7 protein-coding genes and 1 other RNA gene are annotated in these 12456 nt (G+C 63.8%); 1 reads left to right on the top strand and 7 read right to left on the bottom strand.

The genetic code is table 11. The features are described 5' to 3' along the window. Positions 1-55 precede the first annotated feature (55 nt). The 3 genes from LT40_RS22030 to ffs all read right to left on the bottom strand — a co-directional run bounded on the left by LT40_RS22030 (position 56) and on the right by ffs (position 2609). Entirely contained in the window at positions 56-778 is a 723-nt protein-coding gene (locus tag LT40_RS22030; protein WP_043189076.1) for a DNA polymerase III subunit gamma/tau C-terminal domain-containing protein, read from the bottom strand. A 34-nt stretch (positions 779-812) separates the two neighbouring features. Next, complete coding sequence (gene dnaX, locus LT40_RS21850; protein ID WP_420329677.1) at positions 813-2309, bottom strand: DNA polymerase III subunit gamma/tau; 1497 nt, start codon at positions 2307-2309, stop codon at positions 813-815. A gap of 203 nt (positions 2310-2512) precedes the next feature. Next, positions 2513-2609, bottom strand: an RNA gene (gene ffs, locus LT40_RS21220) — signal recognition particle sRNA small type. Between the two features lie 227 nt (positions 2610-2836). Here ffs and LT40_RS09005 point away from each other — a divergent pair. After that, complete coding sequence (locus LT40_RS09005; protein ID WP_043189073.1) at positions 2837-3319, top strand: GNAT family N-acetyltransferase; 483 nt, start codon at positions 2837-2839, stop codon at positions 3317-3319. Positions 3320-3598: 279 nt separating this feature from the next. On the opposite strand, the gene LT40_RS09000 is transcribed toward LT40_RS09005, so the two are convergent. The 4 genes from LT40_RS09000 to smc all read right to left on the bottom strand — a co-directional run bounded on the left by LT40_RS09000 (position 3599) and on the right by smc (position 12454). Further along, positions 3599-4765, bottom strand: a complete 1167-nt coding sequence (locus tag LT40_RS09000) for a zinc-binding metallopeptidase family protein (RefSeq protein ID WP_043189071.1) — start codon at positions 4763-4765, stop codon at positions 3599-3601. Positions 4766-5320: 555 nt separating this feature from the next. Beyond that, a complete protein-coding gene (gene ligA / locus LT40_RS08995) occupies positions 5321-7663 on the bottom strand; it encodes an NAD-dependent DNA ligase LigA (RefSeq protein WP_043189068.1) in 2343 nt (780 codons plus the stop codon). A gap of 187 nt (positions 7664-7850) precedes the next feature. Continuing rightward, positions 7851-8774 carry a cell division protein ZipA gene (gene zipA / locus LT40_RS08990; RefSeq protein ID WP_043189066.1) on the bottom strand — a complete coding sequence of 308 codons (924 nt, stop codon included), beginning with the start codon at positions 8772-8774 and terminating at the stop codon, positions 7851-7853. A 191-nt stretch (positions 8775-8965) separates the two neighbouring features. Further along, the gene (smc, locus tag LT40_RS08985) at positions 8966-12454 is read right to left on the bottom strand and encodes a chromosome segregation protein SMC (RefSeq protein ID WP_043189063.1); all 3489 of its coding nucleotides are present in this window, start codon (positions 12452-12454) and stop codon (positions 8966-8968) included. Positions 12455-12456 lie beyond the last annotated feature (2 nt).

Here is a 12456-nt window from a genome sequence, read left to right as displayed (position 1 = left end):
AATGGGTATGAACGCGCAGCGCCGGAGGCGTCTTGCGCGGGATTGGGTCGGGTGCTTAACGCGTTGGGCTGGCCACCGCCTCGACTGGTTCAATCGTATCGTCGCGAATGATGGCACCGAACTGTTGCAGCATTTGTTGAATGTACGGGTCCTGGTGAATCGACTGCTCGGCATCGGCCTGGCGATTGGCACGCCAGCGCGCAGCGGCCTGAGCCGGGGTTTCCTGTTCCGGACGGATCAGCTCGATGGTCAGGCTGATCGGGCGCCCGTGGTACTGGTTGAGCGCGTCGTTCAGGCGGCGCTGCTGGGTGCTGTTGAACAGCGCGCTTTGCGCCGGGTCCAGGTGCAGCAGCCAGTCGTCGCCCTCCATGGCGATCAGGGTGCAGTTGGCGGCGATGCTGCCGGTCATGCCTGAAATCGGCAGCTTCGGGAACAGTTCGAGCCATTGCAGGGCCAGGCCGGTGGCTGGCTGCGCGGCGGGCAGCACCTCGGGTTCGGCCTCGACCGGCGCATCGTGGACAGTCTCGCTGGCGAGCTCGTCGAGGTAGCTGTAGGCGGCGCCGTCGGTTTCCGGGGCGTAGTAGTCTTCGTCCAGTGGCGGCTCGTCGTCGCGGTCCATGCCGGCTGGGGTGTAGTCGACAGGTTCGGCGTCGTCTTCGGAAGGCTCCGGCTCGGTTTCAGGGGCATCGGGGACGGCGCTGGCGGGTGTAGGCGCTGGCATTGGGGTCAATGCGGGCTGCTCGCCGACGATGTCGAGGATGGGTTCCTGGGTGGGCACGACGGCGGGTGCAACTGGATCGTTCCAGGGCAGGTCAATGATGGGTTCGGGGGCTGCCTGGGGCTGCGCGGCGGCTTCTTCGCGGGCAGAGCCGCTCCCACAGGGGGCTGTTCCGCTGGAGGCGGGCTGTGGGGGTGGTCTGTCTTTTGATCTGCGGGGATTCTTCGCGGGCAGAGCCCGCTCCCACAGGGGGCTGCTCCGCTGGAGGCCGGCTGTGGGGGTGGTCTGTCTTTTGATCTGCGGGGGGTTGTTCCGCTGCGATCAAACTGTGGGAGCGGGCTCTGCCCGCGAAGGAGGCGACGCGGTTTGTCTGGTTATCCGCAGGGGATTCTTCGCGGCCGATGACCGCTCCTACAGGGGGCAAGGCGGCCACGGGTTGGGTGGAATCAACTGTGGCTTGGCTGATCCCCACTGTCTTTAGTGGTTGATCGGGTCCGTCGCTGGTGCCTGCCGGGCGGAACGCGAGCATGCGCAGCAGCACCATCTCGAAGCCGCCTCGCAGCTCCGGGGCCAAAGGCAGGTCGCGGCGGCCGATCAGGCCCATCTGGTAGTAGAACTGCACATCTTCGGCCGGCAGTGCCTGGGCCAGCGCCAACACGCGATCGCGGTCACCCTGGCCGTTGTCCACCGCCTCGGGCAGCGCCTGGGCGATGGCCACGCGGTGCAGCACGTTGAGCATTTCGGCCAGCACACCGTTCCAGTCCGGCCCCTGCTCTGCCAGATGGCGTACCGCTTCGAGCAGCGCACGGGCATCGCCATCGAGCAGTGCCTGCAACACGCCATACACCTGACCGTGGTCCAGGGTGCCAAGCATCGCTCGCACATCGGCGGCCAACACCTTGCCTTCACCGAACGCGATGGCCTGGTCGGTCAGGCTCATGGCATCGCGCATCGAGCCATCGGCCGCGCGGCCCAGCAGCCACAGCGCGTCGTCTTCGAACGGCACGTTCTCGACGCCCAGCACATGGTTCAAGTGCTCGACCACCCGCTCCGGGGTCATGTTCTTCAACGAAAACTGCAGGCAGCGCGACAGGATGGTCGCCGGCAGTTTCTGCGGATCGGTGGTGGCGAGAATGAACTTGACGTAGGGCGGCGGCTCTTCCAGCGTTTTCAGCAGCGCGTTGAAAGAGTGGCTGGACAGCATGTGCACTTCGTCGATCAGGTAGACCTTGAAGCGCCCGCGGCTGGGAGCGTACTGGACGTTGTCGAGCAGTTCGCGGGTGTCTTCGACCTTGGTCCGGCTGGCCGCGTCGATCTCGATCAGGTCGACGAAGCGCCCCTCGTCGATCTCGCGGCAGACCGAGCATTCGCCGCACGGCGTGGAGGTGATGCCCGTCTCGCAGTTGACGCACTTGGCGATGATCCGCGCGATAGTGGTCTTGCCCACGCCCCGGGTACCGGTGAACAGGTAGGCGTGATGCAGCCGCTGGTTGTCCAGCGCATTGATCAATGCCTTGAGCACATGGGTCTGGCCGACCATTTCGCGGAACGAGCGCGGACGCCATTTACGTGCAAGAACCTGATAACTCATCGAAAACCGTCGCGACATGAAAGCGGAAGACCGCCAATGCTAATGGAGCAGGGCCAAAATTGCATCCGCGCCCTGCTCTATTGCTGCGTTGGCTTGTAGAAACGCAGGCGAAAGTGGGCGATGGCGATTGATCGCATGAACATAGACTTGGGAGGGGTGATGCTGCGAACCCGTGCAATGACGAATTCTGGAAGAGGTGGCAACCCTACCAGCCACACCCCGGCACACAATGTTCCCGCTGTGGCTGCTTCCTTCCGGATCTGACCAGGTTCACGGGTAATCGTTGCGGGGGGACCGGCAGGGTCACCATAACGACACTCGCTAGGTAGCGAGCGGGGGCCATTGTACCGGTCCTGACGGAAGTTACAACCCGTTGCGCGAGATAAAATTTCGAGGGCTGTCAGGGACTTGGCGCGGATGGCCGGCTGGGTGTTTGAAGCCTGTGCTGCCGGCGTACGCGCAGGATAAGCGACAGCAGGCATGTGAATTGGTAACGTCGCCGCATTTCCCCTGCCCGGTTGCCTGCAATGAACGTTCTGACGCCCTACCCCTACTTGTCGCCTGCGCAATTGCAGCAATTGATGGATATCGAAATTCGCCCGGAGCAGAAGCAGTACTCCGGAGATGTGGACATGGCGATGTATACCCTGCTGGGCTGCATGGACGGCGAGATACAGGGTTTCGCCCTGCTGGTGGATGAGGTGCCGAAGGCGTTCCTGTTGCTCAAGCATGGACGCTACGTGCCGGAATGGGCCCATCCAGGGTCAGCGACGCTGCATGCGTTGCAGGTGGATTGGCGCATGCAGGGCCGAGGGTTGGGACGTGCGTGCCTTGAAGGCTTGCCCGATGCCGCGCGGGGAGCATGGCCGGGTGTGCAGCAGCTGGAGCTGTCGGTGGATGCCGACAATGTGGCAGGCATGGGTTTGTACAAGGCGCTGGGGTGGGTGGACCGCGGTGAGGCTTACCGTGGCCGGATTGGTTATGAGCGCAGGTTTGTGTTGGTGCTGTAGGGGGATTCCGGCGAAATGTGGGAGTGAGCCCCTGTGGGAATGACTTACTGTGAGGAGCGGGCTCTGCCCGCGAAGATGTCCGGATGGGCGATGCAGGTTTTGGATAAGAAGGTGACTGGGAGGGCGTCTTCGCGGGCAGAGCCCGCTTCCACAGTGGGGGGCTTCCACAGTGGCCCGTTCCTATACTGGGGGGTGACTGGGAGGGCCTCTTCGCGGGCAGAGCCCGCTCCCACAGTGGCCAGCTCCCACACAGGGAGGGGCTTGCTCATGAAGTGTAGGTCACACCTGAAGGACGTCGTCGGCGCGGCCGCCGGCTTCCTGGACGACGACGTGGATGAAGTGGAGCTTGGCGATCACGGCCGGGGGCAGCACGAAGGGGTAGAAATCGGGCTGACCCATGGCGCGTGACAGCTCGTTGAGCATGCCCGCCAGTTCGATCCAGGCGTTGACGAATGCAAGGAATGCCGGGCCGCTGGTGTGGTCCGGATCGTACAAAGTGGTCAATGGGAACGGCGTGTAGTCCAAGTCCATTTCCTTCGCACTCATGCCGAAGCCTAGCGCGGTGTCTACGGCGTCCATCATGTGCAAGTAGTGCGCCCAGGTTTCGGCCCAATCTTCCCAAGGGTGCATGGTGGCGTAGGCACTGACGAAGTTCTGCTGCCAGTCGGCCGGGGCACCCTGGTCGTAGTGGCGCTGCAAGGCGTCGGCGTAACTTTGGCTTTCGTCGCCGAACAAACGACGATAGTCGGCAACCCAGTGGGTGTCGGCGATCAGCCGGTCCCAGTAGTAGTGGCCTACTTCATGTCGGAAATGTCCGAGCAGCGTGCGGTATGGCTCGCGCATCTGCACGCGAACCTTTTCCCGGTGGGCGTCATCCGCTTCCTTGATGTCCAGAGTCACCAGACCGTTGGCATGGCCAGTGGTAGGCGCATTGCCGTTGAGGTCGGTGCCGATGAAGTCGAACGCGAGGCCCGTGGCTTCGTCTTCGGTCTTGGCGATCACCGGCAGGCCCAGATTGATCAGCTGGGCGATCAGGCGGCGCTTGGCGGTTTCGACTTTGCGCCAGTGTTCGGGGTTTTCCGGGACGCTGAGGTCGGGGATGGTGCGGTTCAGGCTGCACGCGGTGCACAGGGCTGCGGCGCCCTGCTCTGCCGGGACCAGCCAGTTGCAGGCTGCCGGAGTGTCGAGGTTGGCGCAGCGGCGAAACAGCCCGGCGTCCGGGGCGGCGTGCAAGCGCCAGCTGCCTGCTTCGGGACCTGCGTCGAGTGTGGACAGCACGTTCTTGGCTGGCCAGTAGCCCAGTAGCGCGTGGCAGGCCAGGCACTGGCTGTTGCGGAAGAAGATCGACTGTCCGCAGGTGCATTCCCATACCTTGCTGTGGCGATTGTCTGGCTTGGTAAATGGGGCGGTGATTCGGGTGCTGAGCTGTTCGAAAAAACGGTACATGGCGATCTCCAGTGGCCTGCCATGACTAGAGCTTGCGGCTATGAAAAAGGTTTCATTTGCGATGTTGGTTGGATGAAAAGCAGATGAGAGGTTAAGCACGAGCCGCGTCGGCGGCACACGCGGTGCACCAGGACAAATGCGGTGCAGTCGGGCGCGATCTGTCAGGGGGAAAGGCGGTGTGGCCGGACGCGGCTTGCGCCGCTGCTACAGTAGTTTTGTGGCGCATGTAGCAGCGGCGCGAGCCGCGTCGGCGGCGCACGCGGTGCATCAGGATAAACGCGGTGCAGCCCGGCGCGGCTGGGGGTATTTGTAGCAGCGGCGCGAGCCGCGTCGGCGGTACACGCGGTGCATCAGGATAAGCGTGGGGTGGCTGGACGCGGTTGGGGGTGGTTTCGGTGTGTCAGGGTGAACGCGGTGTGCCGGACGCGGCTCGCGCCGCTGCTACAGGGGGCTCAGTAGGTTGGGATATGATGACAATGCCGATGCGTCATGATGTTACAGAACTTGGGTGCATCAGGCGCATCGGGGTGGGGATGCGCCTTTTATGTCATGATGTTACATCGATGCCAGGAACTTCAGGAATTGCTCTTCGTCGAGGACCTTGATGCCCAGTTCGCTGGCCTTGGCCAGCTTGGAGCCGGCGCCGGGGCCGGCGACGACGGTGTGGGTCTTGGCGGAGACCGAGCCTGATACCTTGGCACCGAGGGCTTCGAGTTTCTGCTTGGCTTCGTCACGGCTCATCTGTTCGAGCGAGCCGGTCAGCACCCAGGTCTGCCCTGCCAGCGGCAGGCCTTCGACGGCCTTCTTCTCGCTGGCCCAGTGCATACCGAACGCCTGCAGTTGCGCTTCTACCGCCCTCGCCGTCTCGGCGTGGTGCGGTTGCTTGAAGTACTCGCGCACCGCTTCTGCCTGCCGAGTGTTGAGTGCCTGGCGCAGGTCGATGCCGTCGGCGGCGATGATCGCGTTCAGGCTGCCGAGTTTGGCCACGAGCTTTTCCGCGCCGGTCGGGCCTACCGAGCTGATGTCCAGTTTGGCGATCATCCCGGCCAGGGTCGTACTGGCGGCGTACTCGGGGTGCACCTCGCCCTCCTCCTGCAACTGCAGGCCGCGTTCGAGCAGTTGCTGGATGACGGTGCGGTTGTGCGGGTCCTCGAAGAAGCTGTGGATTTCGAAGGCCACTTCCAGGCCGACGTCCGGCAGGTAGGTCAGCACCTGCGGCAACGCCTCGCTGACGCGTTGCAGCGAACCTAACGAACGCGCCAGTACTTTCGCCGTCTCCTCGCCTACGTCCGGAATGCCCAGGGCGTAGATGAACCGCGCCAGGCTGGGTCGCTTGCTGTCTTCGATGGCCTTGAGCAGGTTGTTGCTGGACACCTCGGCGAAACCTTCCAGTTTGACCACGTCGTCGAACTGCAGGGTGTAGAGGTCGGCCGGCGAGCTCACCAAGCCTTCATCAACCAGTTGCTCGACGCTTTTTTCACCCAGGCCGTCGATGTCCATGGCACGCCGGGAAACGAAATGAATGATCGCCTGCTTGAGCTGAGCACCACAGGCCAGGCGTCCGACGCAGCGATACACCGCACCTTCACTGACGGTCTGCTTGCCTTTGCTGCGCTTGATCAACTGCGTGCGCTCGACATGGGAACCGCACACCGGGCAGGTTTCCGGCACGTGCACTAGGCGGGCGTTTTCCGGACGGCGTTCGGTGACGACCTGCATGACCTGGGGAATTACGTCGCCGGCGCGGCGGATGATCACGGTGTCGCCGATCATCAGGCCCAGGCGTGCCACCTCGTCCATGTTGTGCAGGGTGGCGTTGGCCACCGTCACACCGGCCACCTTGACCGGCTTGAGGCGCGCCACAGGCGTGACGGCGCCGGTGCGGCCGACCTGGAACTCCACGTCGAGCAGTTCGGTGAGCTCTTCCATGGCCGGAAACTTGTGGGCGATGGCCCAGCGCGGCTCGCGGGCGCGGAAACCGAGTTCGCGCTGCGCTGCCAGGCTGTTGACCTTGAACACCACGCCGTCGATTTCATAGGGCAGCTGGGTACGGCGCGCGCCGATGTCGTGGTAGTACTCCAGGCACTGCTCGATGTTCTCGGCGACCTTGAGTTCGCGACTGATCGGCATGCCCCACTGCTTGAGCTGTTCGAGGTTGCCGGTGTGGGTGGTGGCAATGTCCTGGGTGACCTGACCGATGCCGTAGCAGCAGAATTCCAGGGGACGGCTGGCGGTGATCTTCGAGTCCAACTGGCGCAGACTGCCGGCCGCGGCGTTGCGCGGATTGGCGAAGGTTTTGCCGCCGACTTCCATCTGACTTGCGTTGAGCCGTTCGAAACCGGCCTTGGACATGAACACCTCGCCGCGCACTTCCAGCACCGGCGGCCAGCCGCTGCCGTGCAGCTTGAGCGGGACGTTGCGAATGGTACGCACGTTGACGCTGATGTCTTCGCCGGTGGTGCCATCGCCGCGGGTCGCGCCACGCACAAGGGCGCCGTCCTGGTACAGCAGCGACACGGCCAGGCCGTCGAGCTTGGGTTCGCAACTGTAGTGGATGGCGGCGCCGCTGCCGAACAGATCGCCAGTGGGCAGGTCGAGGCCTTCGGTGACGCGACGGTCGAATTCGCGCAGATCAACTTCTTCGAAGGCGTTGCCCAGGCTGAGCATGGGGATTTCGTGACGAACCTGGGTGAATGCGCTCAAGGCCGCATTGCCGACGCGCTGGGTGGGCGAGTCGGGAGTGATGAGGTTGGGGTGGTCGGCTTCAAGGGCTTTGAGCTCGCGGAACAGACGGTCGTATTCGGCGTCGGGAATGCTGGGTTCGTCGAGCACGTGGTAGCGGTAGTTGTGCTGGTCGAGTTCGGCACGCAGTTCGAGGATACGGGTGGCGTCGGTCATGATCGGTTCTCGCTTGAAGCAAAAGAGCAGCCTGGGCTGCTCTTGGGTTGAATCAGGCCCACCGCAGCGCGCCCTTCGCGGGCACTGCCCGCTCCCACAGACATCGCGCTCCCATCATGATGTCATCTGTGGGAGCGGGGCGGGCGGCGAGCCCTCTGCCCGCGAAGGGAGCGCCGCGGTTTAAAGCCTAGCGCTTGTGGGTCAAGGCGCGGCGTTCGAATTCGACGATGCGCTGGCGGTAGTGCTCGATGGTTTGCGCGGTGAGTACGCTGCGCTGGTCATCTTTCAACTCGCCGTCCAGTTCATGGGCCAGCTTGCGAGCGGCCGCTACCATCACGTCGAACGCTTGCTTGGGATGACGCGGACCGGGCAGCCCGAGGAAGAAGCTCACGGCACGGGTGCTGAAGTGGTCGATGTCGTCCAGGTCGAAGATGCCTGGCTTGACCGCGTTGGCCATGGAAAACAGGATCTCGCCATTGCCCGCCATGCTTTCGTGGCGATGGAAAATATCCATGTCGCCGAAGCGCAGGCCGCTTTCCAGGATGTTCTGCAGCAATGCCGGACCACGGAAGCCGCTTTCGCTGCGGGAAATCACGCTGATCACCAGCACTTCTTCAACCGGCGGCAGGTCTTTCTCCACGGCCGGCGCACCGCTGCTCGAGAAACCCTTGCCATCGCTGGCGAAGTCATCGTGGCTGTCGCGTGCTGCCTTCATGGCCGGCTGCGGCCTGGCAGGCTTGGGCTCGCGGGCAGGCTTGGGTGGACGGGCTTCGCGGGGTTCCTTGATCTCGTCCGGCTCCACCGTCAGGTTCAGGTCGGCGTGGTCGGCGGTCGGCTCGCGCTTGGCGCGCTGGCTGCCACCGTCACGCTGGGCACTCATGGGCGGCAGGTCATGCTCGTCCAGTTGCGGCTCCTTGTGGGTATCGAGCACACGGGGAGGACCGAGCACTTCGGCGCCGGTGTCTTCCTCGGGAAGGTTGTTGATGTTGCGATCCAGACGGAACTTGAGCTTGCCCTTGCCGCCGCGCATCCGGCGCCAGCCATCGAAAAGAATACCGGCAATGACAATGATGCCGATGAGGATCAGCCACTCGCGCAGACCGATTTCCATGTAATCCCGTGCCTCTAATGAAAATGAAAAATAAAGGGCGTGAACCCTCTTTAAGACGTGGCGCCAACTCTATGTTCTGACAGGCGTTTTCTCCACGCGTAAACACTATTTCGGTAAAACTAGCACGACCGGAAACAACTTTACACCGTCTGTCGCACATAGCTCGATTTTAACGTCGAATTCAGGGTTTTTCAGGCCTCGACCATGGCCAGGGCCTCCTCGACGTCCACGGCGACCAGTCGCGAGCAGCCTGGTTCATGCATGGTCACCCCCATCAGTTGATCGGCCATTTCCATGGCGATCTTGTTGTGGGTGATATAGATGAACTGCACTGTCTGCGACATCTCCTTCACCAACCGTGCGTAGCGACCGACGTTGGCATCGTCCAGCGGTGCATCGACTTCGTCGAGCATGCAGAACGGCGCCGGATTCAATTTGAAGATGGCGAAAACCAGGGCCAGTGCGGTCAGGGCTTTCTCTCCACCGGAGAGCAAATGAATGGTGCTGTTCTTCTTGCCGGGCGGACGCGCCATGATCGTTACCCCTGTATCGAGTAAATCTTCGCCCGTCAGTTCCAGATAAGCACTGCCACCACCGAAAACTTTCGGAAAAAGTGCCTGCAAACCGGCATTGATCTGGTCGAACGTGTCTTTGAAGCGGCTGCGGGTTTCCTTGTCGATCTTGCGAATGACGTTTTCCAGCGTGTCGAGCGCTTCGGCCAGGTCGGCATCCTGGGCGTCCAGGTAGCGCTTGCGCTCGGACTGCTGCTGGTATTCGTCGATGGCGGCGAGGTTGATCGCGCCCAGGCGCTGGATGCGCCCATCGATGCGCTGAAGTTCTTCCTCGGCCTGTTGCTCGTTGAGCAGCACGTCGAGGGTGGCGAGCACGCCGTGCAGGTCGTAGCCGTCAGCATGCAGTTGTTCCTGCAGGGTCTTGCGCCGCACGCTGAGCCCCTGCCACTCCAGGCGGTGCTGTTCCAGCTGGCCGCGCAGTACCTGGCTCTGTTGCTCGGCCTGGGTGCGCCGCTTTTCGACGTCGCGCAATTCGCGGTCGGCATCGTCCAGGGCCAGCCGCGCGTGGCGCATTTCATCGTCCACGGCCATGCGTTGTTCGAGCAGGCCCTCCAGGCTCAGGCGCAGCTCTTCGAGGGGCGCTTCGCCCTCCTCCAGGCCCAGGGTCAATTGTTCACGTTTTTCAGTCAGGCGCTCGGCCTGCAGTTGCAGGCGTTCGAGCGCCTGGCGTGTGGAGTCGTGCTGGGCGCGCAGCGAACCCAGGCGGACCGCCAACTGGTGTGCCCTGTCCTTATGCTGGCGGGCGTCCTGACGGATGCGCTCCAGACCCTCACGCAGCTCGTCGCGCTGGGCCATCAGTTGTTCGCGCTGTTCGGTATCGCTGGCCATGGCGTCGAGGGCGTCCTGCAATTGCAGGCGCGACTCGCCAACCTGCTCGTGCTCGAGCGCACGCTGCTCGGCCAGCTCGCCGAGTTCTTCGTCGAGTCGGCGGCGGCGCAGCGACAACTGCTCGGCCTTGGCCCGGCTGGCCGAGAGCCTGGCCTTGAGTTCGCCCTGCTGGCGGCTTTCGTCCTGGATGCGCCGACGCAGCTGTTCGCGTAGCTGCTCCTGGGCTTGCTGCTGCTCGCGGCAGGTGAGCAACTGTTCCTGGACCTGCGCCAGGGTCGCCTCGTGGGCCTGCACGTCCAGGTGCAGGGCTTGCAGCTCCTGCCCGCGGGCCAGCACGCCACGGCTGGCGTCGTTGCCGCGGCTGACCCGCAGGAAGTGCCGTCCCAGCCAGTAGCCGTCCTGGCTGACCAGGCTTTCGCCAGGAGCCAACTGGTTGCGCAATGCCAGGGCGGTGTCGAGGTCGGCCACTGCGCGCACGCCAGCGAGCCACGGGCTCAGGTCGACCTCACTGTGGACCTTGTGCAGCAGACTGTCGGCCAGGGCCGCGCCGCCTGCCGTAGCGCTGACCAAACGCAATTCGCCCTGTTCGAAGTTGGCCAGGTCCAGGCCCGCCAGATCATCGACAAGCACGGCTTGCAGGTCGGCGCCCAGTACGGTTTCCACGGCCTGTTCCCAACCCGGCTCGACCCGCAGCCCTTCGGCCAGGCGCGGATGCTGGGCCAGCCCCTGCTGGTCCAGCCACTGCGCGGTTCCCGTGCCCGGGTCCAGCGCGGCCTGCTGCAGCGCTTCCAGGGAGGCCAGGCGGCCGTTGAGTCGCTGCAACTCGCCCTGAGCCTGCTGTTGGGCCTGGGTGGCCTCGTGCAGTTGCTGACGGGTGGCTTCCAACTGCTCGGCTTGCTGCTGCTCCTGCGCGGTCCATTCCTCGATGAGCATTTCGCTGCTGGCAAGTTGTTCGTCCAGTTCGAGGATGGCCGCATCTTCCGGATCGGCCGCCAGCAGCTCGCGTTCTTCGCTTTGGCGGCGCTGCCGCTCGGCCAGGCGCTGCATCGAAAGCTCCAACTGGGCAATGCGCGCCTGCTGGACTTCGGCCTGGCGCCGCGGCTCGGCCGAGCGGGTATTGAACCGGTCCCACTGTTCCTGCCAGCCGTGCATGCGGGTTTCCGCTTCTTCCAGGGCTGCGGCGGCCTCTTCGGCCGCTTCCGTACTGATGGCCTGTTCGGGCTCGAGCATTTCCAGCTCTTCGCCCAAGGTCGCCAGCAGCGTGCGGTCGTGGCCCAGGTGGGATTCGGTTTCCAGGCGCGCGCGTTCGGCTTCCTTGAAATCGTCCTGCAATTGGCGCAGGCGCTGCTGGCCGTGCTGGATGTTCTGCTCGACCCGGGCGATGTCGCCGCCCACGGAATAGAAACGCGCCTGCACCGTATTGAACCGTTCGGACAGCTCGTGATGACCATCGCGCAGGCGTTCGATGCCGGCATCGGCATTGCGCTGCTCGGCGACCAGGGCCTCGAAGGCCACTTCCTGGTCGGCGATGACCGCCTCACGCTGGCCGACCTGCTCGTTCAGGGTCTGCCAGCGCAGGGCCGACAGCTGCGCCTTGAGCTGACGCTCTTCAGCCTTGTACTGCTGGTATTTTTCGGCCGACTGGGCCTGGCGGTGCAGGCGTTCGAGCTGGCGTTCCAGCTCCTCGCGCAGGTCGGTCAGGCGCGCCAGATTCTCGTGGGTACGACGGATGCGGCTTTCGGTTTCGCGACGACGCTCCTTGTACTTGGAGATGCCGGCCGCTTCCTCGATGAAATTGCGCAGGTCTTCGGGCTTGGCCTCGATGAGCTTGGAGATCATGCCCTGCTCGATGATCGAGTAGCTGCGCGGGCCCAGGCCGGTGCCGAGGAAGATGTCGGTGATGTCGCGTCGACGGCACTTGGTGCCGTTCAGGTAATAGGTGTTCTGGCTCTCGCGGGTAACCTTGCGGCGGATCGAGATTTCCGCGTAGGCGGCGTACTCGCCCACCAAGGTGCTGTCGCTGTTGTCGAACACCAGTTCGATGCTGGCCTGGCTGACCGGCTTGCGGCTGGTGGAGCCGTTGAAGATGACGTCGGTCATCGACTCGCCGCGCAGGTTCTTCGCCGAGCTTTCGCCCATGACCCAGCGCACGGCGTCGATGATGTTGGACTTGCCGCAACCGTTGGGCCCCACCACGGCGGCCATGTTGCTGGGGAAATTGACCGTGGTCGGGTCGACGAACGACTTGAACCCGGCCAGACGAATGCACTTGAGGCGCATGC

Origin of the sequence: Pseudomonas rhizosphaerae (assembly GCF_000761155.1) — a bacterium.
Taxonomy (GTDB): domain Bacteria; phylum Pseudomonadota; class Gammaproteobacteria; order Pseudomonadales; family Pseudomonadaceae; genus Aquipseudomonas; species Aquipseudomonas rhizosphaerae.
The sequence above is the reverse complement of the archived record's forward strand: the minus strand, read 5'-3'. Positions and strand labels throughout refer to the sequence as shown.

Excerpts from the sequence above, each read along its gene's own strand:
- LT40_RS09005 (WP_043189073.1), top strand. The coding sequence starts at position 2,837 with ATGAACGTTCTGACGCCCTACCCCTACTTGTCGCCTGCGCAATTGCAG.
- LT40_RS09000 (WP_043189071.1), bottom strand. The coding sequence starts at position 4,765 with ATGTACCGTTTTTTCGAACAGCTCAGCACCCGAATCACCGCCCCATTT.
- ligA (WP_043189068.1), bottom strand. The coding sequence starts at position 7,663 with ATGACCGACGCCACCCGTATCCTCGAACTGCGTGCCGAACTCGACCAG.
- smc (WP_043189063.1), bottom strand. The coding sequence starts at position 12,454 with ATGCGCCTCAAGTGCATTCGTCTGGCCGGGTTCAAGTCGTTCGTCGAC.
- zipA (WP_043189066.1), bottom strand. The coding sequence starts at position 8,774 with ATGGAAATCGGTCTGCGCGAGTGGCTGATCCTCATCGGCATCATTGTC.
- dnaX (WP_420329677.1), bottom strand. The coding sequence starts at position 2,309 with ATGAGTTATCAGGTTCTTGCACGTAAATGGCGTCCGCGCTCGTTCCGC.